Raw genomic sequence first — 25,184 nt, 5'->3', positions numbered from 1 at the left:
TGGACCGCATGAGCCGCAAGATCGCCCATTTGCCGGACCGCGCCCTGGTCCGTGTCGCCGGCCCGGATCGTGAGGCCTTTCTCCACGGTCTGCTCAGCCAGTCGACCCTCGGCATGGCCCCTGGAGAGCTGCGTTTCGGCGCCCTGCTGCAGCCCCAGGGGCGACTGCTGTTCGACCTTTTCATCCTGGCGGAGCCGGAGGCGCTCGTTCTCGACGTGGCGGCCGACCGGCGCGAGGCCCTGATCCAGCGCCTGTCCTTGTATCGCCTGCGCTCGCGGGTGGAGATCGCGCCCGATCCGCGGCCTGTTTTCGCCACCTGGGGTGAAGGGGCGGAAGGCGTCCTCGATCCGCGCCTGCCGGGTCTGGGTGGACGCATCTATGGCGACGCCGCGAACAACGCCGGTCCAGAGGACTACGCCCGCCATCGCCTGAGCCTGGGAGTCCCCGATCCGGGGCGCGACGCCGACGACAAGACCTATCCCATCGAGGCGAACTTCGACCTCCTGAACGGCATCGACTTCCAGAAGGGCTGCTTCATCGGTCAGGAGACCACGTCCCGCATGAAGCGGCGCGGCCAGGTGAAGTCGCGCATGCTGCCGATCACCTTCGAAGGGCCGCCTCCGCCTTTCGGCAGTGAAGTTCTATCAGGAGAGCTGCGCGCCGGTCAGGTGTTGAACGGCGTGGACGGGTCGGCCATGGCCCTGCTTCGCCTGGATCGGCTGGAGGACCTTTGCGCCTGTGAGCAACCCGTTCGCGCCCTGATTCCGCAAGGGATGGCGAGCCTCCTTGCCCTCGCCGCGCCCTAGCCGAAAATCATTCGCCTGACCGAACGGCGGTTTTGCCGACCGAGCCTCGCGTTCATCGCCGGCCTCTCGGCTCTCGAGGCATGGGCGTGGACAGACGGTCATTTCAACGGTGAAATCAATTCATCATCTGACCACCGCGCCGCATGGAGATTTCCCAATGACGCGCTGCCTCTCTGTCTTCGCTATCCTGGCGGCCTTGGCCCCTGCTGGCGGCGTCGCGGCCCAACAGCTTCCGACCTATGACCAGGTTGGGCTTCAATGGCAGCGCATGCCCTCCCTGCGCCACATGCAGCGCCTGTACGGGCGCAACGTCGCCGGGCGGGTGGCCGCCAGCGCCAGCCTGAACCGCTATTCCGTCGAGCTGGCCTGTACGCCAGACGCTCGTGGCGAACTGGACTGCACCGTGCTGAACGCTGCCGAGCTCGAGCCCCGGTGGGTTTCTGCAGGGGAGCAGCTGATGGAGCGCGCCAGTGTTCGCGCTGTCGACGGCGGCTCACCCGCGGGCCGAACCTTTGGTTACACGGTTCGGTTCGGGAACTGGACCTCGAGAGCCTTGCCTGACCGTTTCCATCCAGTCGAAGCCGGTCTGCGCTGGACGCGTCGTCCGGAGATGTCCGAACGCTGGGGCATGCTCGGCCAGCCCGCCGGAGCCACCTACGCCGCCAACTTCACCTGCGCGACGAATGCCGACGGTGGACTGCAATGCCAGCTTCGAGGCCTCGAAGGCGGAGCCACAGCCGAGTTCGGTGAGGCCGCGGCCGAAGCCATGGCCGAGGCCCGCGTGACCAGCGCCGACCGTCGTCCGGTCGAAGGACGACAGTTCGACTGGACCGTCGCCATCATGCGTCAGGGCAACTGCGGCGCGGGCGCCGCCAGCGGCTACGGCCGGTTCGTGTCAGGCGACGATCAGAACCGCGGCAACGTCTTCACCGATGGGGGGGCAGGCCCAGTGCAGGCCGTGGGGGCGAGCGGCAGCCTGCCGGACTATCGTGTGGGCGGCGATCCGCGCTGCCAGCCGGTCATGCTGACGGTGAACCAGCCCGCAGCGGGCCCGCGATCGGACGACTAGCAGTCAAAGCCTGGCAGAAAAACGGAGGGCTCTCATGCTGATCGTATCCGCCGCCGTCATGAGCCTGATCGGAGCCGCCGCCCAGCCGGCCGCCGCCGAACTTCCGACCTACGATCGGGTCGGGCTTGAGTGGCGGCGCATGCCATCTCTTCGGCACATGCAGCGCCTCTTCGGGCGCAACGTGGCTGGGCGCGTGGCTCTGAACGCTCCATTGGGCCGGGAAAGCGTCGACCTTGCCTGCACGCCGGACGAGCGGGGCGCTCTCGACTGTACGGCGCTGAACGCCGCTGATCTCGAGGCCCGCTGGGTTACGGCCGGCGAGCAGCTGTTGGAGCGGGCCAGCGTCCGCGCGGTGGACGGCGGCTCGCCCGCCGGCCGGACGTTCCGCTACACCGTTCGCTTCGGCAACTGGGCGGGGCGGGTTCTGCCCGACCGCTACCAGCCGAGCGAGGCCGGCCTGCGGTGGGTGCGTCGCCCGGAGATGTCCGAGCGTTGGGACATGTCCGGCCAGCCGCAGGGTGCGACCTTCGCCGCCAGCTTCAGCTGCATGGCTCAGGCCGACGGCGACCTGGACTGCCAGCTGCGCAACCTCGACGGCGGCGCTACCGAACGCTTCGCCGAAGCGGCGAACGAGGCCATGGCTGAGGCTCGCGTCGCCAGCGCGAACGGTCAGCCCCTGGAGGGTCGCCGCTTCGACTGGACGGTCGCAATCCTCAGGCAGAGCGGTTGCGGCCGCCGAGGCAGCGGCACTGGCGGCGTTGGAACCGTTCCCGACCTCGGCGCGGTCGGCGCCATCCCCGCAACCCAGGGGCAAGGTAACGGAGCGGCCCAGCCGAGTGGGAAGTACTATGGCGCTGATCCGCGCTGCCAACCGGTCATGCTGACGGTGAACCGCGCCGCCGCGGGCCCCCAGTCGGACGACTAGGCGCCGAGCAGCGCCTTCGCCGCCGCACGAGCTGCATCGGTGACTTCCGCGCCGGAGAGCATCCGCGCCAACTCCTCAAGGCGCGCCTCGCCCTCGAGCGACTGGACGTCGGTGCGCACCTGGTCGCTGGCCAGGCGTTTCACGACCTTCAGGTGGCTTGCTCCCCGGGCCGCAACCTGGGGCGAATGGGTCACCACCAGCACCTGGCCGCCCTCGGCCAGCCGGTCGAGACGGCGGCCCACCGCGTCGGCGACGGCGCCGCCCACCCCCTGATCGACCTCGTCGAAAATCATCACCGGCGATGCGGCCGTCCGGCCCGCCATGGCCGCCTTGAGCGCCAGCGCCACACGCGCCAGTTCTCCCCCGGACGCCACGGCGTTCAGGGGACCGAACGGAGCGCCGGGGTTCGCCGCGATCTCGAACAGCACCTGATCCGCGCCGAACGCGCCGCGCCGCTCCTCAGGCAGGGGGCTGACGACCGCCCTGAAGCGCGCCTTGTCGAGCTTCAGGGGGCCCAGTTCGGCGGCTACGGCCTCGTGGAGGCGGGCGGCCGCGGCACGTCGGCCCATCGTCAATGCGGCCGCCGCCGCGTCGTAGGCGACAGTAGCCCTTTCGAGGGCCTCCTCGGCGGCCTTCATAGCCTGTGCGCTGTCTTCGACCAGATTGAGCAAATGGGCAATCCTGGCGCGCTCGTCAGGCAGGGCCTCGACGCCGACCCCCAGTCGCCGGGCCATGGCCCGCAGGGCGAAAAGGCGCTCCTCGGCTGTCTCAAGCCGCGCCGGATCAATGTCGAAGGCCGCCGCGGCCTCGTCCACGAGCGCTGAAGCCTCCTGGGCTTCGATGAGCGTCCGATCCACCGCCTCGGCCGCCGAGGCCAAAGCCTTCAGCGCGCGATGATCCTCTCCGGCGCCGGCCTGTAACGCCCTCTCCCGCCCCCGCTCCAGGGCCCTAAGCGCCTGGGCCAGGCTGTGCGCAAGCCGATCGCCGCCCAGCAGATCTCGCGCCTGGCTGACCTCAGCCAGAGCCTTTTCGCCGGCCGCCAGCAAGGCGCGCTCCTCCGCCAGGGCCTGTTCTTCGCCCGCACGCGGCGCCAGCCGATCCAGTTCGGCCAGTTGCTCGGCCAGGGTCTCACGCTGAGCCTCGGCGTTGGTGGCCTCGCGCGATAGGCGCTCCAGCTCGCCCCGCGCGGCCTTCAGCGCCGAATGCGCCTCGCCGACTGCCGCCACCTGCCGTTCCAGGCCGCCGAAGTCGTCGAGCAATCCACGATGGGTGCGAGCGTCCAGGAGGCCCACGGTTTCATGCTGGCCGTGCACCTCGACCAGATGTTCTCCGACGCTCTTCAGCACACCGACGCCGACCGGCTGATCGTTGACGAAGGCGCGGCTGCGGCCGTCGGCGCCTACGGTTCGGCGTAGCAGAAGCGTCCCATCTTCCGGAGCTTCAATGCCTGCCTCGTCCAGAGCGCTCAGCACCTGATGGCCGGCGGGCGGTGCGAACACTGCGGTGACGCTGGCCTGCTTCGCGCCGGGCCGCACGAGACCGGGATCGCCCCTGGCGCCCAACGCAAGACCCAAGGCGTCGAGGATGATTGACTTGCCCGCGCCGGTCTCGCCGGTCAGCACTGTCAGGCCCGGCCGTATCTCCAGGTCCAGCGCTTCGACAAGAACGATGTCCCTTATGGACAGGGCCGTCAGCATTATCCCGCCTTAGCGGGATTCGTCTGCGCCCTCTTGGGCCGAATCACGGGCGTCGTTCTCCTGCTCGGAGCCGCCCTGCATGATGCCGCGCACGAGCTCCTGGCGCTGTTGCTCACGCGACGCTTGCCCAAAGTTGCGGTCCTGCTCGCGCTCACGCACGCCCGGGATGAAGCGCCGCCAGCCGCGCGCGGGGGCCTGGGGCTCCACATCCGGTCGGGCGCCTTCGCGCGCCAGTAGGCGGTAGGCGTCCGCGTACCAGACGCTGCCCGGGTAGTTGAAGCCCAGCACCGAGCCGTTGCGGATCGCTTCCTCGCGCAGGCCCATGGTCAGATAGACCTCCACCAGGCGATACAGCGCTTCGGGCGTATGCGACGTGGTCTGGTACTGATCGATCACGTGCTTGTAGCGGCCCGCGGCGGCCAGCAACTGGTTCTGGCTCTGGTACCAGCGGCCCACGGCCATTTCCTTGCCGGCCAGCTGGTCGGCGACCATGTCCAGCTTCAAGCGAGCGTCGGCGGCATACGCCGTATTGGGATAGCGGCGCACCACATCCTGCAACGCCGTGCGCGCCTGCACCGTGACGCCCTGGTCCCGGCCCACGTCGACGATCTGCTCGAAGTAGCAGATGGCCTTCATATAGAAGGCGTATGGGGCCGAGCTGCTGCCGGGATAGAGCCGGATGAACCGGTCCGCCGCGGCGATGGCTTCCTCGTAGTTATTGCCCTGATAGTGGGCATAAACCTGCATCAGAATGGCCCGGCGCGACCACTCCGAATAGGGATGCTGGCGCTCCACCTCTTCGAAGAAGGTCGTCGCTTCATCCCACCGGCGGCTCTCCAGTCGGCTCACGCCCGTGCCGTACAGCAGCTCTACGGCCCGCTCCTGATACTGGAGCCGTGGACGGCGGCGCTCGCCTGCGCAAGCGCTGACCAGCAGAGCGGCCGCCAAAGCTACAACGACGCTCGTGACGCCCGCCTTATGCCAATTGGAACGCACCGATCAGACCTCGACTTTGATGGACCGGACGCGACGCCTTTTACGTCCGGGCGGAAACCGGCTTCTACACGACCGCCGGGACAGCGCCAATCCAGCTTTGCGAAAGGGCGGGAGCCCCTTGTTCCCCCGCCTCCCTTTGCTAGAAGGGCGCGCACCTGCGGCGAAAGGATGGCGGACCGATGAAGCTCCTGGCGGGCAATGCGAACCCCACTTTGGCCCAGGCCATCGCGGATCATCTCGGTCAGCCCCTGACCCTGGCCCAGGTCCGGCGCTTCGCCGACAACGAGGTCTTCGTCACCATCGACGAGAATGTGCGCGGCGAGGACGTGTTCGTCCTGCAGCCCACCAGCTATCCCGCCAACGACAACCTGATGGAGTTGTTGATCTGCATCGACGCCCTGGTCAGGGCCTCGGCGCGGCGCGTCACCGCGGTCATGCCCTATTTCGGCTACGCCCGGCAGGACCGGAAGACCGAGGGCCGCACGCCCATCTCGGCCAAGCTGGTGGCCAACATGATCACCCGCGCCGGCGCTGATCGGGTCCTGACCATGGATCTGCACGCCGGCCAGATTCAGGGCTTCTTCGACATCCCCACGGACAATCTGGTCGCCCTGCCCGTGCTCGCGGCCGACGTGCAGCGCCACTACAAGCAGACCGGCGACCTGGTCATCGTCTCACCCGACGTGGGTGGGGTGGTGCGGGCCCGGGCGCTGGCCAAGCGGCTCAACGCCGATCTGGCCATCGTCGACAAGCGCCGCCCTCGCGCCGGGGAAAGCGAGGTCATGAACATCATCGGCGAGGTGGACGGACGCCGCTGCATCCTCTTTGACGACATCGTGGATTCGGCCGGCACCCTCGTGAACGCCGCCAAGGCGCTCAAGGAACGGGGCGCCACCCAGGTGTCGGCCTATGTCAGCCACGGCGTGCTCTCCGGCCCGGCTGTGGATCGCGTCACCAAGTCCGAACTCAAGGAGCTGGTGGTCACCGATTCCATCGGACCCCGGCACGAGGTGGCGGCCTGCGACCGGATCCGCGTCGTTCCCATCGCCCCCCTGATCGGCGAGGCCATTCGGCGCATCGCCAACGAGGAATCGGTCTCCAAACTGTTCGACTGACGGCCGATCCCGTAATCCCTGTCGGCTTTAGCGCCTCCAGCCTAAGGCGTGCGAGGAACGCTATTTTCCGTGGCTTTCCGCACCAAAGCGGTTCAAGCGACGGATCACAGAAGGTGTGGCGCCGGCGTAAGCCTTCAATTCTCGGATCATGTGGCTTTGGTCAGAATAGCCTAGATCAGCCGCCAATTCCGCCAGCGGAACTTCTGATTCCTTCAGCAGTCGAACAGCGCGCAAAGCGCGTGTCGTCGCCCGATAATCGACTGGGCGCCAACCTGTGTAACGCCTGAAGGCGCGCGAGAAATGCTCCCGGCTCATGCGAGCCGACCGGGCCAGGACGGCGATGCTCCGCGACGACTGCCCGTCGGCGATTAGGCGTCGCGCATCCTCGACCCATAATGGAACCGGTCCCATTTCCTCCGCGTGAACGATCCCGTGGATTCCCGCCAATGCCTCACGAACGATAAGACTTGCCTCGGCCTTGCCGCCGCTGGTCATGGCCAGATTGGCGGCCGCGCAGATTCGATCATGGATATTCGGTTCAGCGATGAAATGACTGTCGCCCCGATCCGGTCCTGGACCGAATACGCCCATCATCCATGCGGCCGGCAGACTCAGTATGGCGCAGGTCATACCGCTGGACGCCACGGCGATCTCATGTGAGGCGCCCGGCCTGGACAAGCGAAGCGCGCCAACCGGTAGTGAAAAAATACGCTTGCCTACCGCCTCTTCGAAGGCGCCCGCGGTGATGGCGACAAGGTGCCACCCAGCATGGGCGTGGCCCCGCATGTGCAGCGCACCGTCCACCGAAGCTGTCTCGACGCTGAAATGCACGCTCAGTTCCTCACCAACTCTAGCCTATGCGAGGCGGCAAACAGGACCAGTGACAAATTATTCACTGGTCTGGAGCGCGAAGCCGACGGGTCACATTTCTCCAAGATAACATCTGCGGTTCCTGATTTAGGGCGGGTTGGCTGGGCTCCTGTGCGGCCCTAGGGATCGGAACAATGACAGTACGGATTGCGGCCTTCGCATTGGCGGCTACGATTTTGGGCGTCACAGATAGTCGCGCGCAGGACCACGGCTCGACGACATCAGTGGGGGTGACATCAGTCGATGAAGCGGCGGCATTCCACGCGCAATACTTCTCCCGCCCCAGAACCTATACGCTCACGAACGGGCAAACGCTTATCATTGGGCCGTTCCAGGGTGTTGAAGGCAGTGGAGAATCTCTCGTCGTATTCGATACCGCTTCAGGGCGGATGATTGGGGTAGGCAGCCCTTCGCTGGATACCCTTGCAGGACAATCGGACACCTTTGTTCTCAAGGCGCACGGCGCCCAAATCGAGTGGACACCCCGTGGTCGCCCTCCAGTGACAGGAGCGCAGGATCCGGAGCTTGCATACGAAGACATTCGGTTTGGAGCGAACGGCATTTCCGGTCGACTGACCGCGCTGCCAGGAGATGATCGGCGTCCCGTGGTGGTCTTGTCGCCCGGCAGCGGCCCGGCGAGCATCAATTTTACCTATTTCCCTGCCTTGGCCGCTCATCTGGCGCGCAACGGCTTTCGCGTCCTTACCTATGACAAGCCAGGGGCCGGGCCCGCGGGCGCGCCGTACCGCGACCGCGTGGTCTCCGAACTCGCTGAGGATATCAATGCGGCGGTCGCAGCCCTTCGAATGCGGTCCGATGTCGATGCAGCCAACATAGGCGTTGTGGGCATTAGTCAGGCGGGATGGAGCGCGCCGCTCGCCGCAGTTGATGGCGGAGGCATAGCGTTCATGGCGTTGGTCTCAGCTCCCCCCGTCAGCAGCTGGGAGCAAGAGTTCGATTCACTGACCCATGACCTCGCCGGATTCGACCTCACCGACGCCCAGCGACAAGAGGCCCGGCGCGCGATGCAGTTGATGTTCGAGGCGGCGCGCGCAGGAAGGGTGACGGAGGCGTTGTCCCAAGCGGTGTCCCGCATTCGAGATGAAGCGTGGTTTCCGCGGACCAGCATTAGCGATCAGCCCCAGGACATCGCCGCCTGGTCGAGGGGCTATTTCGATCCGAAGATGACGATCGAGCGGCTGAATCTGCCTGTTTTTTTGGCCTTTGGCGGGTCGGATAGGATCACGCCTTACGCGCCCTATATCCCAGTGTGGCGTGAGCGCCTGGCGGTCGCGGGAGCGAACGATGTCACGATCAAAGTGTACCCTGGATATGGTCACGGCCTTGTGAATCCCGTTGGTCCCGACCGGCTGGTGGCGCCGCAGTTTCTTTCGGCCCTGACAACTTGGCTGCGCGGCAGGGCGGGGATCGAGGCGGTCCACGAGGGCGTCTCGGATGCCGGGGCGTTGAGCCAAGCCGACGCCATGATGAGGGTGCAAGACCTGGTCGGGAACTACATCGTCGGCGGTAAAACCGTGGCCTTGATGTCCGTCCCGCGCGGCCTGCTCATCCAGGATCTGGCCAGCGGTCGTATTGGGTTTCTTCAGCCGGATGCGGAATCCTCAACCCGCTTTCGCCTCGTCTCGCCCGATGGCTGGGCGGTGGCCTCCCCCCAAACCGTAAGCTTCAGGCTCACTGAGGATGGACCTTCACTGATCCTGGCCGAGGGCAATCGTCAGCCTCAGACAGCCGTCAGATCGGCGGCCATAGAGGAGGCCGTCTCTTACATCACCGGCGACGGCCTTGAGCAGCACGGCATCCTCTTCAGGCCGCCGGGGCCGGGACCGCATCCCGTCGTAGTCTTCCAGGGCGGGGCCGGACCCAGCACGCGTGAAAATTTCCGGGCCTGGGCGCACATGTTCGCCGCAAATGGAATCGCTGCATTGGGTGTAGACAAGCGGGGCTATGGCCTCTCGCCAGGCGACGGCCCCTCGGCCACCTTGGCCATAAACGCTGCGGACGCCTCCGCCGCGGTCGATTATCTAGCGAGCAGGGACGACATTCGCAGTGATCGCATCGGCCTGATCGGATCAAGCCGGGGCGGCTGGACTGCAGCCATGGCAGCCGGCGTCAATCCAAAGATAGCATTCCTAGTGATGTCCTCAAGCGGACCGACATCTCCTAGAGTACAGGAACGTTACGCACGGATTCTTCGTGTGGAAAGTGCTGGACATCCCGCCGAGACGGTTGATCTGGCGGACCGCATTTTGAGCGACTATTTCGCTTATCTGGCATCCGGACGGACTGAATCAGCGGCTCGTGTTTCCGAGAATTGGCGTCTATACGGTCAAGAACCTTGGTACGGCCTGCTGCGGCTTCCACCTGCCGACCCTACTACCGGAACCCTGTCGAGCGGACTTCAGGTCTTCTCTGACGATCTCCGTTTTGACGCCCGATCCGCATTTGACATTCTGAATATACCCGTCTTGTTTTTGTTGGGCGAGATGGACGAAGCGTTCCCCAACTCGGAGAATGTCCGCTTAATTGAGGACATGGCCCAAAATCATCAAAACTGGACCATTAGACTTTTCGATGGTGGGAACCACAACCTGATGCTCGAAGCTCCTCCAGGAGACGTCCAGCGAACGGCGCCAGGCTATTATGATGCAATGGTCGATTGGGTAGTTCAGCAGACCAGAGACTGACATAATATGCGTCGAGCGCGGGCCCCCTCGCGAAACGGCCAGAACTTCGGCTTTCCTATCCGACGCATCGCCAACGAGGAATCGGTCTCCAAACTGTTCGACTGAACCCAACGGGCGAAGCCGGTCACACCCGATCGAAGCGCCCCCACGGCGCGGAACTTGCGGCCCCGCTCGCCCGCGCCTGGATGGCGCCGGGCGCAGCCCCTGCGCGGTTTACCGCCGTGGATCGCACCCATTCCGCCGATTTGCCGTCATTTCGCCGCAAACTGATTAGGGCCGACCGCGCCGCTGATGGACTCGACCATCGCGCATGACACGATGGCGTCATGAGCGGTGTGCGTGGCCGGGGCGCCACGAACGAGACAGCAGGAAGACCTTATATGAGACTTTCGACCTCCATGATCCCGCTGGCGCTAGCGGCGCTTGGCGCGGTGGGACCGTCCATGGCCCAGAGCGGCCTTCCGACCTATGCCGAACAAGGGCTTCGGTGGGTGCGCGAGCCTTCCTTGCGCGAGATGCAACGGCTCTATGGCGTGAACGCTCGCTGGGATCTTCCCCGGGTCACGGTTGAAGTGTCCTGCACGCCGACGGCCAACGGCCGCCTGAACTGCTCCGTCCTGAATGCGGACGATCTTGACCGCCGCTGGGTCCGCGCTGGCGAACAGCTGATGGAAAGCGCCACGGTCGCCTCGGTGGACGGCGGATCGCCAGAGGGCCGAACGTTCGGTTTCACCCTGCGTTGGGGCAACACCACGGCGCGGCATCTGCCGGACCGGTTCCATCCCCTGGACCAGAACCTGCGCTGGGTGCGGCGCCCCGAGATGGGTCAGCACTGGGATATGCGCGGCCAACGCCCGGATCAGATCTACACCGCCAACTTCTCCTGCATCGCGCGGGTATCGGGCACGCTGAACTGCCAGATGACCGGGCTGGGCGGGGGAGCGCCGCGCGCCTTCGGTCAGGCGGCCGGTCAGGCCATGGCCCAGGCTCGGGTCGAGCGCGCGGATGGCGGCTCGCCGGAGGGCATGCGCCTGAACTGGACCGTGGCCATCCAGCGCCAGAGCAGCTGCGGCGGCGGCGCCACAAGCGGTTATGGCCGCTTCGCGTCCGGCGACGACCAGAACAGGGGCAACGTCTATACCAACGGGGGGGACGGGGGCAGCTTCGCTGGCCCCACCCAACAAGCCGTGGGCAAGTCCGGTCAGCTGCCCGGCTACATTGTCGGCGGTGACCCCGTCTGCCAGCCGGTGATGCTGACGGTGAATACGGCGCAGGGGGCGGGTCCGTCGACCGAGGCCTCGTCACGCTGATCTGCTGCTGAGGCAGGGAAGAAGGCCCGGAGGTTCGCCTCCGGGCCCGTCTGCATTCAGCCGCGCCCACGATAGGGCGGCACGCCCTGGTCGGGCAGCCACAGGCCCTCTGGCGGCGCGCCCGTCTGCCAGAAGACGTCGATGGGAATGCCGCCGCGCGGATACCAGTAGCCGCCGATGCGCAGCCAGCGCGGGTCCAACAGGTCCGCCAGCCGCTTGCCCACATGGACGGTGCAATCCTCGTGGAAGGCGCCGTGGTTGCGGAAGCTGGTCAGGAACAGCTTCAGACTCTTCGACTCTACCAGCCAGTCGCCGGGCGCGTAATCGATCACCAGGTGGGCGAAGTCGGGCTGGCCCGTCACCGGGCACAGGCTGGTGAACTCGGGCGCGGTAAAGCGCGCCAGATAGAGCGTGTCCGGATGCGGGTTGGGCACGCGCTCCAGCACCGCCTTGTCCGGGCTGTCGAAGCCCCGGACGGCGCCGCCGAGCTGGGTCAGGCCTGAGGTGTCGGTCGTCATGGCCGACGCTCTAGCACGCTAGCCACGTCCGCCAAGCCTCGCTATCGGTTTCCAATCGGAACGGAGAGGACGGACCATGGCCATTCCCCCCAGCCTGCAGACGAACCTGGCCCTGCCGGTGATCGCGGCGCCCATGTTCCTGGTCTCGGGGCCGGACCTGGTGGTGGAGACCTGCAACGCGGGCATGATCGGGACCTTCCCGTCGCTCAACCAGCGCACCACCGAGGGCTATCGGGACTGGCTGCAGGAGATCAAAGGGCGGCAGAGCCCCCAGGCGGCAGCCTTCGGCGTCAACCACATCGTCCATCCGACCAACCCGCGCCTGATCGCCGACCTGACCGTGTCGGTGGAGGAGAAGGTCCCTCTGATCATCACCTCGCTGGGCGCGGTGCGCGACGTGGTGGACGCCGTTCACGGCTATGGCGGGGTGGTCTTCCACGACATCGCCAACATCCGCCATGCTCGCAAGGCGGCCGAGGCGGGCGTCGACGGCCTGATCCTGGTGGCCAACGGCGCGGGCGGCCACGCGGGCGTGATCAATCCCTTCGCCCTGGTGGGCGAGGTCAGACGCTTCTTCGAGGGGACGATCATCCTGTCCGGCTGCCTGTCCACGGGCTCTGACGTGGCCGCAGCGCTGATGATGGGCGCCGACTTCGCCTATATGGGCACGCGCTTCATCGCCACGCGCGAAAGCTTGGCCGACCCGGCCTACAAGCAGATGGTCGTGGATGCGGGCGCGTCTGACATCACCTACACGCCCGCCGTCTCGGGCATTCCCGCCAACTTCATGACGCCGTCCCTGATCGCCAACGGCATCGATCCCAAGACCCTGCCGGAGCACAAGCTGGACATGGGCGAGGAGGCCAAGGCCTGGAAGACCGTCTGGTCCGCCGGCCAGGGCGCGGGCAACGTCCAAGATATCCCGGGCGTGGCGGATCTTTGCGCGCGGCTGAAGGCCGAGTTCGCGGAAGCGCGGCAGAAGTTTCAGGAACGCGTCGCCTAACTGTCACCTTATCGGTCGTGAAATGTCATGAGGCTGTAGCGGTGGTTTCACGGACTCCGGGTTTAAGCGCCGCCGTCACTACACTGCTTGAACCCACAGGATGACGACCTTGGCCAGACCGATCGCCCTCGCCGCCGCAGCGGCCTTGCTCTTTACCGCCCTCCCCGCCGTTGCGCAGGAATCGCCGGCTGTCGGCGAGGTTCCGGGGGCTTTCGGTGGCGGCTCCTGGTCGTTCCAGGCCGGCGCCTTCTCCGACTACCGCTCCAAGGGCGCGTCCAAGACGGGCGGCGATCCCTACGCCTATGGCGCGGTCGAGTGGGCTTCAGCTTCTGATGTCTTCTACGCCGGCGCCGAGGTGTCGAACATCGAGAGCTCCACGGGCGCGGACACGGAGATCGAGTTGGCCGTGGGCTATCGCCCGGAGGCCTTCGGCTACAACTGGGACTTCAACGCCGCCCACAAGTCCTATCTGGGCGCGCGCCCGGGCCAGGAGGATCAGGCCTGGGAGTTCACCTCGGACGTGTCGCGCTCCATCGGCCCGGCGTCCGGCCGCCTGCGCTTCCAGTACTCGCCCGACAGCGCCGGCTCCACGCGCAGCTGGACCTGGGTCGAGGCCCGCGCCGGGTGGAAGTTCACGCCCGACTTCCGCACCACCGCCGCCATCGGCCGCCGCGAGCAGGTGAACGGCGTCGACTATACGGCCTGGAACATCGGCGCGACCTATCGGGTCAATGACAACCTGGATTTCGACGTGCGCTGGTACGACACCAGCGAGGACGGCCGTTCGCCCACCTATGACAGCCAGCTGGTGGCGGGCTTCAACGTCTACTTCTGATCGGCGAGGAGGGCGGCGATTTCGTCCGCCGCCCGCTCGCGCTCGGCCTCGCCGAGATCAGCCAAGGGGATAACCGACAGGGGCGCGGCGGGTCCGCGCCCCTGTTTCGCATAGGCCGGGTCGTAGTGGCGCTCGATCAGGTCGGCGGCCAGCGCCGTCCAATCGCCGGCGTCGGCCATCTCGCCCCAGGTCTTGCGGAGGGCGCGGCCGCCCTGGACCGGCAGGCGGGCCAGCACCGCGTTGAGCGCGGCGCGGTCACGGGTCCACTCGCCATACGCTTCGGCGGAATAGGCGGCGCGGGCCGCAAGCGGGACCGACAGCTCGATGCGCGGCGCGCCTGTCATGGCGGCCCACAGGGCGGGCGGGATCATGCGCTCGCCCACCTTGCTGGACTCGGCCTCCAGGACGAGTGGACGGGCGGGATCGACGGCGGCGAGGGCCATATGCAACCGGCTTTCGAAGAGCTTCTGGCTGGGCTGGGCCGCGCCGGGCAGGCCGCCGAAGAGGGAGCCGCGATGCTCGGCCAGCCCCTCCAGGTCCAGGGTCTGCACGCCGCGCACCGCCAGCCTGTTCAGAATGTCGGTCTTGGCCGAGCCCGTGCCGCCGTCCAGCAGGATGACCCGCCAGCGCGGCTCACCCTCATAGAGCGCCTCGACGATGCCGCGCCGCCAGGTTCGATAGCCGCCTTGGAGCAGGGTCACCGGCCAGCCCACCTGATCCAGCACCGTGGCCATGGCGTGGGACCGCTGACCGCCGCGCCAGCAATAGACCAGCGGCCGAAAGCCGCCGGGCCGGTCGGCCAGTGCGGTCTCCAGGTGCCTGGCGATGTTGCGCGCCACCAGGGCGGCGCCGATCCGGCGGGCCAGGAACTTGGACTGCTGGACGTAGATGGTCCCCACCTCGGCCCGCTCCGCGTCGGACAGGACCGGCAGGTTCATCGCGCCCGGCACATGATCCTCGGCGAACTCTGACGGGCTGCGCACGTCGATCACGGCGTCGAAGCCGTCGAGGTCTGCGGGCGCGAGGCGGTCCACGGTGCGGATCATCGCCCTTTGCTATAGAGCGCCGGAGTGGAGGCCAACATGCGCGACGACGAACCCAGACTGACCAGCCTGGCCCACGGGGGCGGGTGCGGCTGCAAGATCGCGCCGGGCCTGCTGACCGACATCCTGAAGGGCATGCCCCAGGCGGCGGCCTTCCCGGATTTGCTGGTGGGGCGCGAGACCTCTGACGACGCGGCGGTGTGGCGGCTGAACGAGACCCAGGCGCTGGTGGCGACCACGGACTTCTTCATGCCAGTGGTGGACGATCCGCGCGACTTCGGGCGCATCGCCGCGACCAATGCGCTCTCGGACATCTATGCGATGGGCGGGCGGCCCATCTTCGCCCTGGCTATCGTCGGCATGCCCATAGGCAAGCTGAGCCCGGAGACCATCGGCGCCATCCTGGCGGGCGGGGCGGAGGTCTGCGCGACCGCCGGCGTTCCGGTGGCCGGGGGGCATTCGATCGACAGCTTCGAGCCGATCTACGGCCTCGTGGCGCTGGGACTGGCGCATCCGGATCGGGTGCTGACCAACCGGGGCGCGAAGCCGGGCGACGTGCTGATCCTGACCAAGGCGCTGGGTGTGGGGGTGTTGTCGGCGGCCTTCAAGCGGGGTCAGCTAGAGGAGGCGGGGTATCAGGCGCTGATCGGCTCCACCACGCGGCTGAACACGGTGGGCGCCGATCTGGTCGAGCAGGCGGGCGTCCACGCCATGACCGATGTGACCGGCTTTGGCCTGCTGGGCCACGCGCTGGAGATGGCGCGCGGGTCGGGTGTCCGGATGGAGATCGATGCGCAGGCCGCGCCGGTCCTGCCGGGCGTCGAAGCCATGATCGCGGCCGGGATCCGCACCGGCGCCTCTGACCGCAACTGGGCCAGCTATGGCGCGGAGGTTTCGGGCTGTGACGATCCGGCCTTGCGCACCCTGCTGACCGATCCCCAGACCAGCGGCGGGCTGCTGGTCTCCCTGGCGGCCGACCGGGCCGAGGCGGCGCTGGCGATGATCCGCAGCTCAGGCTTCGACCACGCGGCGGTGGTGGGCCGGGTGTTGGAGGGTCGAGGGGTCAGGGTGCTCTAGGCTGCCTACCTCAACGCTCGCTCATCCCCGCGACCCGAAGGGCGGCGCGCAGCGGCCAAAGCGGGGATCCAGTTCTGTCCAGAGGACTCCACACGCCACGGGATTCTGCCAAAGGCTGCGCCAAGCTGGAAAGGTCTGGGCCCCCGCTTTCGCGGGGGTGAGCGGACGAAATATCTAGGCCAGCGCCTGATCCAGGTCCGCGATCAGGTCGTCCAGATCCTCCACCCCCACGGACAGGCGGATCAGGTTGTCGGTGACGCCGCCCTTCTCGCGGACCTCTTTCGGCACCGAGGCGTGGGTCATGATGGCCGGGTGGTTGACCAGGCTTTCGACGCCGCCCAGCGACTCCGCCAGGGTGAAGACCTGCACCCGCTCCAGAACTTGTCTCGTCCGCGCGAGGTCGCCGTCGATGCGCACCGAGATCATACCGCCGAAGGCCCGCATCTGCCGCTTGGCCAGCTCGTGCTGCGGATGGCTTTCCAGGCCCGGATGGAAGACCTCGGCCACGCCCTTGCGGCCCTCCAGCCAGCGCGCGATGGCCAGGGCGTTTTCGCAGTGGGCCTTCATGCGCACGCCCAGCGTCTTGAGCCCCCGGTTGGCCAGGAAGGCGTCGAACGGGCTCATGATCCCGCCGATGGAGTTCTGCAGAAACTTCAGCTGGGCGGCCAGATCCGCGTTCCCCGTCACCAGCGCGCCGCCGATGATGTCGGAATGGCCGTTCAGATATTTCGTCACCGAGTGCATGACGATGTCGGCGCCCAGGTCCAGAGGCGTCTGGCACCAGGGCGTGGCGAAGGTGTTGTCGGCCACGAACAGCAGGCCGTGCTCTTTGGCGATTGTGGACAAGGCTCGCAGGTCCGCCAGCTTCATCAGCGGATTGGTTGGGGTCTCAACCCAAAGCATCCTCGTCTTGGGCGTGATCGCCGCGCGCACCGCGTCCAGGTCGGTCAGGTCCACATAGGCGAAATCAAGTCCCATAGACCGGCGCCGCACGCGCTCGAACAGTCGATAAGTCCCGCCATACAGATCGTCGCCCGTGATGATGTGGCTGCCGGCATCCAGCAGCTCCAGCGCCGTGGCCGTCGCCGCCATGCCCGAGCCGAACCCGAAGCCGTGGGTGCCGCCCTCCAGATCGGCCAGGCACGCCTCGAAGGCCTCGCGCGTCGGGTTCTTGCCGCGCGCGTATTCATAGCCTTTGTTCACGCCCGGGCTTTCCTGGGCGTAGGTGGAGGTGGCGTAGATCGGAACCATCACCGCGCCCGTGGTCGGATCGGGGCGCTGGCCGGCGTGGATAGCGCGGGTCGAGAAACCCTGGCGGTTCTTCAGGTCGGCCATGTCAGCGGTTCAGGCTCAGGTGGTTGATCAGGTCGGTCCGCGTGATCAGGCCGACGAACTTTTCGCCGTCCAGCACGATGGCCACGCGGTCGCGGTCAAACAGGGGGATCAGGGCGTCCAGCGCCTCGTTCACCTGAACCGTGTCCAGGTCGCGGGTCATCACCTCGCCCACCGTACGCTTGAAGCGGGCGTCGCGGGGGATGTCGTCGGTGTCCAGGGTGTGGACGATGTCGCTCTCGTCCAGGATGCCCACCAGACGGCCCTCGCGCATGACGGGCAGCTGGCTGACATCGGCCGAGCGCATGCGCTTGAAGGCGGTGTCCAGCGTGTCGTCCGGGCCGATGACGATGACGTCGCCGTTCTCGTACTTGCGGGTGATCAGGTCGGACAGGTCGCCGTGGATTTCGCGGGCCTTCAGGCCCTGATCCGCCAGCCAGGCGTCGTTATAGACCTTGGACAGGTACTTGGCGCCCGTGTCGCAGACCAGGGTGACGCAGGTCTTGGCTTCGGTCTGCTCGCGGCACCAGCGCAGGGCCGCCGCGATCAGGGTGCCCGAGGACGACCCCGCCAGGATGCCTTCCTTCAGCAGCAGCTCGCGCACCGTGGCGATGGCCTCGGCGTCAGGGATCGAATAGGCCTTGTCGATCAGGTCCATGTGCGCCGTGTCGGGCACGAAGTTCTGGCCGATCCCCTCGACCGTGTAGCTGCCCTCGGGGCCCGGCACGCCCTCGTTGACGATGCCGGCCAGGGTCGAACCCACGGGATCCGCCAGGATGATCTCGGCCTTGGAGCCTTGCGCCTTCAGGAACTGGGCGACGCCGGTGATGGTGCCGCCTGAGCCGATGCCGGCCACGAAGGCGTCCACATGGCCGCCTGTCTGGGCCCAGATCTCGGGCGCCGTGGTGTGGTAGTGGGCGGCCGAGTTGGCGTCGTTGGCGAACTGATTGACGTAGTAGCCCCCCGGAATTCCCTGAGCCAGACGCTCCGCCATGTCGGTGTAGTACTCGGGGTGGCCGTGCGGCACGTCCGACCGGGTCAGGCGCACATCGGCGCCCATGGCGCGCAGGTGCTGGATCTTCTCCTTGGACATCTTGTCCGGGATCACCAGCAGGACCTTGTAGCCCTTGGCCTGACCGACCAGCGTCAAGGCCAGGCCGGTGTTGCCCGCCGTCGCCTCGACGATGGTGCCGCCGGGCTTCAGCCACCCTTCCTTCTCGGCGGCCTCGATCATCGACAGAGCGATGCGGTCCTTGATGGAGCCGCCCGGGTTCTGGCTCTCCAGCTTGAGAAACAGCCGGCAGGGCCCGGTGTCGAACCGCGTCACCTCCACCATCGGCGTGTTGCCGATCAGGTCGAGCAGGCTCGTCGCCGGACGCGTCAACGGAGGCTTGGCGGGCAGGTCGGCCATGGCGGATGATCTCTCATGCGGGGCGAAAAAGGCGGGCGGAAAGTGGTCCGCTCCCCTGCCGAGGTCAACCCGCCTTGGCGGCTCTGCGCGGCCGGCCGCCCAATGGCGCATGGGCCAGCCGCAAAAGGTTCGCGGCCCCCGGCGCGCCGAAGGGCGTCCCCGCCAGAATCAGGATGCGCTGTCCAGGCTTGGCGAAGCCGGCCTCGACCGCCTGCTCCACGGCCAGGTCGGTGACGTCTTCCAGCGTCTCGGGCTGGGCGGCCAGGCGGGGCTCCAGCCCCCAGACCAGCGACAGGCGCCGGGCGGTTTCCGGCTTGGGCGTCAGGGCGATGACGGGCTGAAGCGGCCGCTCGCGCGCCATGCGGCGCGCCGTCCCGCCCAGGGTCGTGAACACGGCGATGCAGGCGGTGGAGCTGGCGTCGGCGGCCTTGCGCGCGGCGGCCACCAGGGCGTCGGCGTCGGCGTCGTCCATGCCTGCGTGCTCGGCGTCCATCAGGCTGGGCCAGACAGGATCGGCCTCGACCCGCTCCATGATCCGGTTCATCACCGAGACCGCCTCTAGCGGATACTGGCCCGAGGCGGTCTCGGCCGACAGCATCACGGCGTCCGCGCCCTCATAGACGGCGTTGGCGACATCCGACGCCTCGGCGCGGGTCGGCGTCGGCTGGGTGGTCATGCTCTCAAGCATCTGGGTGGCGACGATGGCCGGCACGCCCCGGTTCCGCGCCGCACGCAGGATCTGCTTCTGGGCCACCGGAACTTCTTCGGGCGCGCACTCCACGCCCAGATCGCCACGCGCCACCATGACCCCGTCGCAGTAGTTGAGGATCGCCTCCAGGTCCTGGAGCGCCGAGGGCTTCTCGATCTTGGCCAGGCACGCGGCGCGGCCGGCCACCAGCTTCCTCAGCTCGGCCATGTCCTCCGCCCGTTGCACGAAGGACAGCGCCACCCAGTCGACGCCGATGCGCAGGGCGAACTGAAGGTCGCGGTGATCCTTCTCGGTCAGCGCCGACAGGGGAATGACGGCGTCCGGCACGGCCACGCCCTTGCGGTCGGATAGCGCCTTGCCCGCAACCACCTCGACCAGGGCGTTGTCCTTGGCGGCTTCGACGACCTTCAGGCGGACGCGGCCGTCGTCGATCAGCAGCGCCATCCCCGGCCGGAGCGCCGCGAAAATCTCCGGATGCGGCATCGACACGCGATCCGGCCCGCCGGGCGTCGGGTCGAGGTCAAAGACCATGCGATGGCCGGGCGTCACCTCGATCTTGCCGTCGGCGAAGGTCCCCAGGCGCAACTTGGGGCCCTGCAGGTCCGCCAGAACGCCCAGCGGCCGTTGCAGAGCAAGCTCGGCGCCGCGTACGGCCTTCAGCGCGGCGGCGTGATCCTCGTGGCTGCCATGACTGAAGTTCAGGCGAAAGACATCGGCCCCCGCCTTGGCCAGGGCCTTGACCATGCCCGGCTCGCGGCTGGCCGGTCCGAGCGTGGCGACGATGCGCGCGCGACGGGCGCGGTTCATGGGCGGCCTGTGCGGCTAGGGGTGATCACACGGGGGAGACTGGACGATTCCTGAGGCTGGCGTAAGGCGGACCTTGGCCGCCTGGTGCGGACGGTGGGACTCGAACCCACACTCCCAGGGGGAAGCGGATTTTAAGTCCGCTGCGTCTACCATTCCGCCACGTCCGCGCCGTCGCCAGCGTTAGCCGCATCCGGCGGGCGCGTGAAGCCGCCCCTCGCCACGGGCGGCATCCGTGCTACCCATGGGTCTCGTTGAGTCCGGGAGGGGAGCCCATGGCCGGCATTCTGAAGGCGCCGCTGCACATCAAGATGATGATCGGTTTCGCGGTCGGCTTGCTGGCCGGCCTGGCCGTCAACCTCGGCGTCGGCGCCGACGCCGCCTGGGTCGAGTGGTTGACCAGCAACGTCACCGGCCCAATCGGTCAGCTGTTCCTCAAGCTGCTGTTCATGCTGGTCATTCCGCTGCTGTTCTCGGCCCTGGCCGTGGGCGTGGCCGAGATGAAGGACCTGCCCAGCCTGGGCCGCGTCGGCTGGAAGACCCTCGCCTACACCGTGATCGTATCGACCATCGCGGTCATCATCGGCCTCGTTCTGGTCAATGTGTTCCAGCCGGGCCGGGGCGTGGACCCTGCCGTGGCGCAGAGCCTCCTGGCCCAGGGCCGCGAGGGCGCCGGCGAGATCATCGCCCGGGCCCCGCCCTCGGTCGGGGGCCCCTCCTTCTTCCTCGACATCGTACCGTCCAACGTCATCACCGCGGCGGCCGAGAACGCCATCCTGCCGGTGATGTTCTTCTCGCTCATCTTCGGCATCGGTCTGGTCCTGACCCGTCACGAGAGCGCGGGGCGGCTGAAGGAGGCGTTGGAGGGTCTGTTCCACGTCTCCATGACTCTGATCGACCTGGTCATCAGGGCCGCGCCCATCGCCATCGCCTGCCTGATGTTCAACCTGGCGGCCCTGTTCGGCTGGGACCTGCTGACGCGGCTGGCGGCCTTCGTCGGCGTCGTGCTGCTGGCCCTGGGCCTGCACATGTTCGTGGTCTATTCCGCCTCGGTGAAGGTGCTGGGCGGCATGAGCCCCATCGCCTTCTTCCGCGCCGTGCGAGCGCCCATGCTGGTCGCCTTCTCGACCGCCTCGTCCAACGCCACCCTGCCCACGGCCCTTCTGGCCGCCGAGAGCAACCTCCAGCTGCCGCGCCGCGTCTCGCGCTTCGTCCTGACGATCGGCGCCACCGCCAACCAGAACGGCACGGCCCTGTTCGAGGGCGTCACAGTCCTGTTCCTGGCTCAGTTCTTCGGCATTGAGCTCAACCTGATGCAGCAGATCACCGTGATGCTGGTCTGTATCCTGGGCGGCATCGGCACGGCGGGCGTGCCGGCCGGGTCGCTGCCGGTGGTGGCGCTGATCCTCGGCATGGTGGGGGTCCCGGTCGAGGGGATCGGGCTGATCCTCGGTGTCGACCGTCTGCTCGACATGTGCCGCACCACGGTCAACGTGACGGGCGACCTGGCCGCCGCCGTCGTGGTGGGCCGGGGCGAACCCATGGGCCCGGAGGACGCCGAACCCATGGAGCCGCTGATCGATCCTCCCCTGAGGGCCTGAGCCTGAGGACCTGAGCCTGAAGGCCTAACTGGCCGGCCGCAGCGACACCTCGCTGTCGGCCATCAGCCACAGCACCGCAGCCCAGGCGGCGACGTTCTGGTCCAGATCCTCGGGCTCGATCCGGTCGATGACGTCGTCCACCGTGTGGTGCGTGTCGAAATAGTCCGAGCCGTCCTGGTTCAGGCGGAAGGTCGGCACCCCAGCCGTAGCCATGGGAATGATGTCCGGCCCGCCGCCCTGGTTGGGCGCCGGCGAGACGTTCACGCCGATGGGCGTCAGCACCCGGCGCGCGGCGGCCAGGAAGGTCTGATCCGAGAATCCCGCCGGCAGGGCCAGGCTGTAGATCGGCCGCGCTCCGAAGTCGCTCTCGCTGGCCGCCACGTGCCGGTCGAAAGTCTCGCGGTGCCGCGTGACGTAGTCCCGCCCACCGGCCAGGCCCGTGCCGCCCGGCTGGCTGACCTCCTCGGCGCCGAACCAGACGACGCGGATGGTGCGACGCGGCCGCTCAGGCAGATCGGCGATTAGGCGCGCCGCGCGCGTAACGATGGCGATGCCCGCCGCATCGTCGATGGCGCCGGTCCCCAGGTCCCAGCTGTCCATGTGTGCGCCGATGACGATCACCTCCTCCGGCGCCTCGCGTCCCCGCACCTCGGCGATGACGTTCTGCGACCGCCCCTCCAGCACGCGGCCGGCGCCGGAATGCAGACGCAGCCTCAGCGGCCGGTTCGACAGGGCCGCGATGCGGGCCAGTTGCTCAGCGTCAGGCGGCGACAGGGCGAAGGACGGGATCGGCTCGTCCAGCCACCGTGTGGCGCCCGTATGCGCGAACCGGTGATCGTGCGTGCCCAGCGATCGCAGCAGGAAGCCGACGGCGCCACGCCGCGCCGCCTCTTCCGGGCCCTGCCCGCGAATGGTTGAGGTGACGCCATAGCCGGAGCCGTCCTGCATGCGCACCGTCTCCTGCAGCACCACCGCGATCTTGCCCCGCAGCGCGCCCTCCGGCGCGTCCAGCATCTGCTGATAGGTCTCGAAGATGACCGCCTCGGCCTCGACACCGCCCTCGGCGGTCGCGCCGGAACCGCCCAACGCAACCACGGACAGCGGCTGCGCGTGGTCGCCGACGATCTCAGCCCGGTCGATCCCGCGCGTCCAGACCGCTAGCGGGAAGGTCTCCTGACGTACGTTCTGGAAGCCCTCGCGCCGCAGATAGGCCTCGCCCCAGGCGGCGGCCCTCTGCTCGGCCTCGGTGCCGGCCAGGCGCGGCCCGAAACGGGTGGTGATCTCCTCCACCACTGCGTAGGCGCCCGAGCCTTGCATCGCCCGGTCGCGCAGCTGTTCCGCCGTGCGGATGGCCTCGGCGTCCTGGGCGGCCGCCGCGCCGGCGGAAAGCACGGCGGCGATCACGGCGAGAGAAGCGAAACGGCGCATGGCGGACTCCTTGGTGGCGGGTGACCCTCGCGGTGTCGGCCGGCCATTTCAAGCCCCGCCTTGACCTTGACGCAATCAGCCCCCACCTTTGCCGCATCGCACAAGGCGATGTCCGGCGCGCTCCAGCGCGTGTGGCCTCCAGACCAACGGGGGCTTGTCTGTCGAAGCGGCCGGGTCACCACAGATTATTTCGCTGCCCATGACACGCGGGGCGGCGCCACCCGCTCCCCATGACGCCCAGACGGGCGGGGAGCCGACGGCGCTGAACCCTTGCCGGTGAATCCGGCCGCGCGCCGTCGTTCATGCGAAAGACGCTTTGACGTGACTGACTTCCAATCCATGGGCCTCAACCCGGCCCTGCTTCAGGCCCTCAAGTCCTCGGGCTATGAGAAGCCCACCCCTATCCAGGCCCAGGCCATTCCGCACCTGCTGAAGGGCAAGGACCTGCTGGGCATCGCCCAGACGGGCACCGGCAAGACGGCGGCCTTCGCCCTGCCGATCCTGCACAGGCTGGCCGAAAACCGCGTTGCGCCGATGCCGCGCACCACGCGCTGCCTGGTGCTGTCGCCGACGCGCGAGCTGGCCACCCAGATCGCCGAGAGCTTCAAGACCTACGGCGCCCATCTGGGCTTCCGCGTCGCCACCGTCTTCGGCGGGGTGAAGTACGGACCCCAGGAGCGCGCCCTGCAGCAGGGTCTCGACGTCCTGGTGGCCGCGCCCGGCCGTCTGCTGGACCACATGCAGCAGAAGACCATCGACCTGTCGGCCACCGAGATCTTCGTGCTCGACGAGGCCGACCAGATGCTGGACCTGGGCTTCATCAAGCCCATCCGCCAGGTGGTCGCCAAGCTGCCCTTCAAGCGGCAGAACCTGTTCTTCTCGGCCACCATGCCGGGCGAGATCGGCAAGCTGGCCGGGGAGCTGCTGAAGGACCCCGCAAAGGTCCAGGTGACCCCCCAGGCCACCACGGTCGAGCGCATCAAGCAGTCCGTGGTCTGGGTCGAACAGGGCCGCAAGCGCGCCCTGCTGACCGAGCTGTTCTCGGACCCCAAGTTCACCCGCGTCCTGGTCTTCACCAAGACCAAGCACGGCGCCGACAAGGTGGCCGCCTACCTCGAGACCGGCGGGGTCGAGGCCGGGGCCATCCACGGCAACAAGAGCCAGCCGCAGCGCGAGCGCACGCTCGCCGCCTTCAAGGCCGGCAAGCTGAAGGTGCTGGTGGCCACTGACATCGCCGCGCGCGGCATCGACATCGACGGCGTCACCCATGTGGTGAACTACGAGCTGCCCTTCGTGCCCGAGGCCTACGTCCACCGCATCGGCCGCACGGCCCGCGCGGGCGCGGACGGCACGGCCATCAGCTTCGTCGCCGGCGACGAGATGAAGCTGCTCAAGGACATCGAGAAGGTCACGCGCCAGAAGATCCCGGCCATCGACCGCCGCAACGACAGGCAACTGGGCGCGCTCGACGCCTCAATCCTGGCCGCCGGCGTGGCCAAGAAACCGACGATGCCCGAGTCCGACGAGCGGCCCCGCAGTGAAGGTCCGCGCAACCGCCGCCGAGGCCACCGCCCGCCCGAGGGCGGCCAGCCGCACCGTCCCCGCAAGGGCGAGGGCCGCGAACGCGCTCATCGCGAAGCGCAGCCCAAGCCCAATTACGATCCCATGGCTGTCGAGCGCTCCGGGACGCCTGAGCCCAAGCCGGTCGATCAGCTTAAGCGCCGGCCGCGCCGCCGCCGCCCGTCGAACGGCGGCAAGGGTTGGGGCCAGAGGGCCGCCAACTAGTCCTCCCGCCGCCCAATCCCCTCTTGCGTCGGGGCTTAAAGCTCTTCATTTCCCGAGGCATGAGGGCCAGGCGGCGGGCCCTTATCCCCGCCGTGGCCGGCGGACCTAGGCTGGTCGGATGGATCTGGATTCGTCCTCGCCCCCC

Annotated in this window: 20 protein-coding genes and 1 tRNA gene; 11 read left to right on the top strand and 10 right to left on the bottom strand. The window is 67.8% G+C overall.

All coding sequences use genetic code 11. The annotated features are described in order from the left end of the window. Positions 1-8 precede the first annotated feature (8 nt). From ygfZ to Q0812_RS10565, 3 genes are all read left to right on the top strand, one after another. Complete coding sequence (gene ygfZ, locus Q0812_RS10575) at positions 9-806, top strand: CAF17-like 4Fe-4S cluster assembly/insertion protein YgfZ (protein WP_302110301.1); 798 nt, start codon at positions 9-11, stop codon at positions 804-806. Positions 807-963: 157 nt separating this feature from the next. After that, positions 964-1,875: a hypothetical protein gene (locus Q0812_RS10570; protein ID WP_302110300.1), complete on the top strand. Its 912-nt coding sequence runs from the start codon at positions 964-966 to the stop codon at positions 1,873-1,875. Positions 1,876-1,909: 34 nt separating this feature from the next. Then, on the top strand, positions 1,910-2,800 hold the full coding sequence (locus Q0812_RS10565; protein WP_302110299.1) for a hypothetical protein: 891 nt from the start codon (positions 1,910-1,912) through the stop codon (positions 2,798-2,800). Here Q0812_RS10565 and recN read toward each other — a convergent pair. Continuing rightward, positions 2,797-4,497, bottom strand: a complete 1,701-nt coding sequence (gene recN, locus Q0812_RS10560) for a DNA repair protein RecN (RefSeq protein ID WP_302110298.1) — start codon at positions 4,495-4,497, stop codon at positions 2,797-2,799. The two genes, Q0812_RS10565 and recN, sit on opposite strands and share 4 nt — an antisense overlap. A gap of 9 nt (positions 4,498-4,506) precedes the next feature. Next, positions 4,507-5,445 carry an outer membrane protein assembly factor BamD gene (locus tag Q0812_RS10555; protein WP_425281565.1) on the bottom strand — a complete coding sequence of 313 codons (939 nt, stop codon included), beginning with the start codon at positions 5,443-5,445 and terminating at the stop codon, positions 4,507-4,509. Positions 5,446-5,672: 227 nt separating this feature from the next. On the opposite strand from Q0812_RS10555, the gene Q0812_RS10550 reads away from it, so the two are divergent. Then, positions 5,673-6,608, top strand: a complete 936-nt coding sequence (locus Q0812_RS10550) for a ribose-phosphate pyrophosphokinase (protein WP_302110296.1) — start codon at positions 5,673-5,675, stop codon at positions 6,606-6,608. A gap of 60 nt (positions 6,609-6,668) precedes the next feature. Here the strand turns inward: Q0812_RS10550 and Q0812_RS10545 are convergent, their stop codons facing one another. Beyond that, positions 6,669-7,439, bottom strand: coding sequence for a helix-turn-helix transcriptional regulator (locus tag Q0812_RS10545; protein ID WP_302110295.1), 771 nt, complete (start codon positions 7,437-7,439; stop codon positions 6,669-6,671). Positions 7,440-7,612: 173 nt separating this feature from the next. Between Q0812_RS10545 and Q0812_RS10540 the strand changes: the two genes are divergently transcribed. Together Q0812_RS10540 and Q0812_RS10535 are read left to right on the top strand one after the other, a co-directional pair. After that, entirely contained in the window at positions 7,613-10,183 is a 2,571-nt protein-coding gene (locus Q0812_RS10540) for an alpha/beta hydrolase family protein (protein ID WP_302110294.1), read from the top strand. A gap of 380 nt (positions 10,184-10,563) precedes the next feature. After that, positions 10,564-11,493: a hypothetical protein gene (locus tag Q0812_RS10535; protein ID WP_302110293.1), complete on the top strand. Its 930-nt coding sequence runs from the start codon at positions 10,564-10,566 to the stop codon at positions 11,491-11,493. A 56-nt stretch (positions 11,494-11,549) separates the two neighbouring features. On the opposite strand, the gene queF is transcribed toward Q0812_RS10535, so the two are convergent. After that, positions 11,550-12,011, bottom strand: a complete 462-nt coding sequence (gene queF / locus Q0812_RS10530) for a preQ(1) synthase (RefSeq protein WP_302110292.1) — start codon at positions 12,009-12,011, stop codon at positions 11,550-11,552. A 76-nt stretch (positions 12,012-12,087) separates the two neighbouring features. On the opposite strand from queF, the gene Q0812_RS10525 reads away from it, so the two are divergent. Together Q0812_RS10525 and Q0812_RS10520 are read left to right on the top strand one after the other, a co-directional pair. Beyond that, positions 12,088-13,014 carry an NAD(P)H-dependent flavin oxidoreductase gene (locus Q0812_RS10525; protein ID WP_302110291.1) on the top strand — a complete coding sequence of 309 codons (927 nt, stop codon included), beginning with the start codon at positions 12,088-12,090 and terminating at the stop codon, positions 13,012-13,014. Positions 13,015-13,114: 100 nt separating this feature from the next. Further along, positions 13,115-13,849: a TorF family putative porin gene (locus Q0812_RS10520; RefSeq protein ID WP_425281564.1), complete on the top strand. Its 735-nt coding sequence runs from the start codon at positions 13,115-13,117 to the stop codon at positions 13,847-13,849. On the opposite strand, the gene mnmH is transcribed toward Q0812_RS10520, so the two are convergent. Next, positions 13,840-14,895 carry a tRNA 2-selenouridine(34) synthase MnmH gene (mnmH, locus tag Q0812_RS10515; protein ID WP_302110289.1) on the bottom strand — a complete coding sequence of 352 codons (1,056 nt, stop codon included), beginning with the start codon at positions 14,893-14,895 and terminating at the stop codon, positions 13,840-13,842. The two genes, Q0812_RS10520 and mnmH, sit on opposite strands and share 10 nt — an antisense overlap. Before the next feature lie 36 nt (positions 14,896-14,931). Here mnmH and selD point away from each other — a divergent pair, with 36 nt between their 5' ends. Next, complete coding sequence (gene selD, locus Q0812_RS10510; protein ID WP_302110288.1) at positions 14,932-15,969, top strand: selenide, water dikinase SelD; 1,038 nt, start codon at positions 14,932-14,934, stop codon at positions 15,967-15,969. Between the two features lie 174 nt (positions 15,970-16,143). On the opposite strand, the gene Q0812_RS10505 is transcribed toward selD, so the two are convergent. From Q0812_RS10505 to Q0812_RS10490, 4 genes are all read right to left on the bottom strand, one after another. Further along, positions 16,144-17,304: a cystathionine gamma-synthase gene (locus Q0812_RS10505; RefSeq protein ID WP_302110287.1), complete on the bottom strand. Its 1,161-nt coding sequence runs from the start codon at positions 17,302-17,304 to the stop codon at positions 16,144-16,146. A gap of 1 nt (position 17,305) precedes the next feature. Beyond that, positions 17,306-18,712 (bottom strand): pyridoxal-phosphate dependent enzyme, encoded by a 1,407-nt coding sequence (locus tag Q0812_RS10500; RefSeq protein WP_302110286.1) that lies wholly within the window; start codon positions 18,710-18,712, stop codon positions 17,306-17,308. A 64-nt stretch (positions 18,713-18,776) separates the two neighbouring features. After that, positions 18,777-20,228, bottom strand: coding sequence for a pyruvate kinase (pyk, locus tag Q0812_RS10495; RefSeq protein ID WP_302110285.1), 1,452 nt, complete (start codon positions 20,226-20,228; stop codon positions 18,777-18,779). 82 nt (positions 20,229-20,310) lie between these two features. Beyond that, positions 20,311-20,395, bottom strand: a tRNA-Leu gene (locus tag Q0812_RS10490). 105 nt (positions 20,396-20,500) lie between these two features. Here Q0812_RS10490 and Q0812_RS10485 point away from each other — a divergent pair. Continuing rightward, positions 20,501-21,826 carry a dicarboxylate/amino acid:cation symporter gene (locus tag Q0812_RS10485; RefSeq protein ID WP_302110284.1) on the top strand — a complete coding sequence of 442 codons (1,326 nt, stop codon included), beginning with the start codon at positions 20,501-20,503 and terminating at the stop codon, positions 21,824-21,826. Positions 21,827-21,850: 24 nt separating this feature from the next. Here the strand turns inward: Q0812_RS10485 and Q0812_RS10480 are convergent, their stop codons facing one another. Then, positions 21,851-23,254, bottom strand: coding sequence for a M20/M25/M40 family metallo-hydrolase (locus Q0812_RS10480; protein ID WP_302110283.1), 1,404 nt, complete (start codon positions 23,252-23,254; stop codon positions 21,851-21,853). A 321-nt stretch (positions 23,255-23,575) separates the two neighbouring features. On the opposite strand from Q0812_RS10480, the gene Q0812_RS10475 reads away from it, so the two are divergent. Further along, entirely contained in the window at positions 23,576-25,039 is a 1,464-nt protein-coding gene (locus Q0812_RS10475) for a DEAD/DEAH box helicase (protein ID WP_302110282.1), read from the top strand. Positions 25,040-25,184 lie beyond the last annotated feature (145 nt).

Source organism: Peiella sedimenti (assembly GCF_030504955.1).
GTDB classification, from domain to species: domain Bacteria; phylum Pseudomonadota; class Alphaproteobacteria; order Caulobacterales; family Caulobacteraceae; genus Brevundimonas; species Brevundimonas sedimenti.
The sequence above is the reverse complement of the archived record's forward strand: the minus strand, read 5'-3'. Positions and strand labels throughout refer to the sequence as shown.

What these genes read in the sequence shown, in the direction of transcription:
- ygfZ (WP_302110301.1), top strand. Translation starts at nt 9, where the DNA reads ATGAGCCGCAAGATCGCCCATTTGCCGGACCGCGCCCTGGTCCGTGTC.
- Q0812_RS10570 (WP_302110300.1), top strand. Translation starts at nt 964, where the DNA reads ATGACGCGCTGCCTCTCTGTCTTCGCTATCCTGGCGGCCTTGGCCCCT.
- Q0812_RS10565 (WP_302110299.1), top strand. Translation starts at nt 1,910, where the DNA reads ATGCTGATCGTATCCGCCGCCGTCATGAGCCTGATCGGAGCCGCCGCC.
- recN (WP_302110298.1), bottom strand. Translation starts at nt 4,497, where the DNA reads ATGCTGACGGCCCTGTCCATAAGGGACATCGTTCTTGTCGAAGCGCTG.
- Q0812_RS10550 (WP_302110296.1), top strand. Translation starts at nt 5,673, where the DNA reads ATGAAGCTCCTGGCGGGCAATGCGAACCCCACTTTGGCCCAGGCCATC.
- Q0812_RS10540 (WP_302110294.1), top strand. Translation starts at nt 7,613, where the DNA reads ATGACAGTACGGATTGCGGCCTTCGCATTGGCGGCTACGATTTTGGGC.
- Q0812_RS10535 (WP_302110293.1), top strand. Translation starts at nt 10,564, where the DNA reads ATGAGACTTTCGACCTCCATGATCCCGCTGGCGCTAGCGGCGCTTGGC.
- queF (WP_302110292.1), bottom strand. Translation starts at nt 12,011, where the DNA reads ATGACGACCGACACCTCAGGCCTGACCCAGCTCGGCGGCGCCGTCCGG.
- Q0812_RS10525 (WP_302110291.1), top strand. Translation starts at nt 12,088, where the DNA reads ATGGCCATTCCCCCCAGCCTGCAGACGAACCTGGCCCTGCCGGTGATC.
- Q0812_RS10520 (WP_425281564.1), top strand. Translation starts at nt 13,115, where the DNA reads ATGACGACCTTGGCCAGACCGATCGCCCTCGCCGCCGCAGCGGCCTTG.
- mnmH (WP_302110289.1), bottom strand. Translation starts at nt 14,895, where the DNA reads ATGATCCGCACCGTGGACCGCCTCGCGCCCGCAGACCTCGACGGCTTC.
- selD (WP_302110288.1), top strand. Translation starts at nt 14,932, where the DNA reads ATGCGCGACGACGAACCCAGACTGACCAGCCTGGCCCACGGGGGCGGG.
- Q0812_RS10505 (WP_302110287.1), bottom strand. Translation starts at nt 17,304, where the DNA reads ATGGCCGACCTGAAGAACCGCCAGGGTTTCTCGACCCGCGCTATCCAC.
- Q0812_RS10500 (WP_302110286.1), bottom strand. Translation starts at nt 18,712, where the DNA reads ATGGCCGACCTGCCCGCCAAGCCTCCGTTGACGCGTCCGGCGACGAGC.
- pyk (WP_302110285.1), bottom strand. Translation starts at nt 20,228, where the DNA reads ATGAACCGCGCCCGTCGCGCGCGCATCGTCGCCACGCTCGGACCGGCC.
- Q0812_RS10485 (WP_302110284.1), top strand. Translation starts at nt 20,501, where the DNA reads ATGGCCGGCATTCTGAAGGCGCCGCTGCACATCAAGATGATGATCGGT.
- Q0812_RS10480 (WP_302110283.1), bottom strand. Translation starts at nt 23,254, where the DNA reads ATGCGCCGTTTCGCTTCTCTCGCCGTGATCGCCGCCGTGCTTTCCGCC.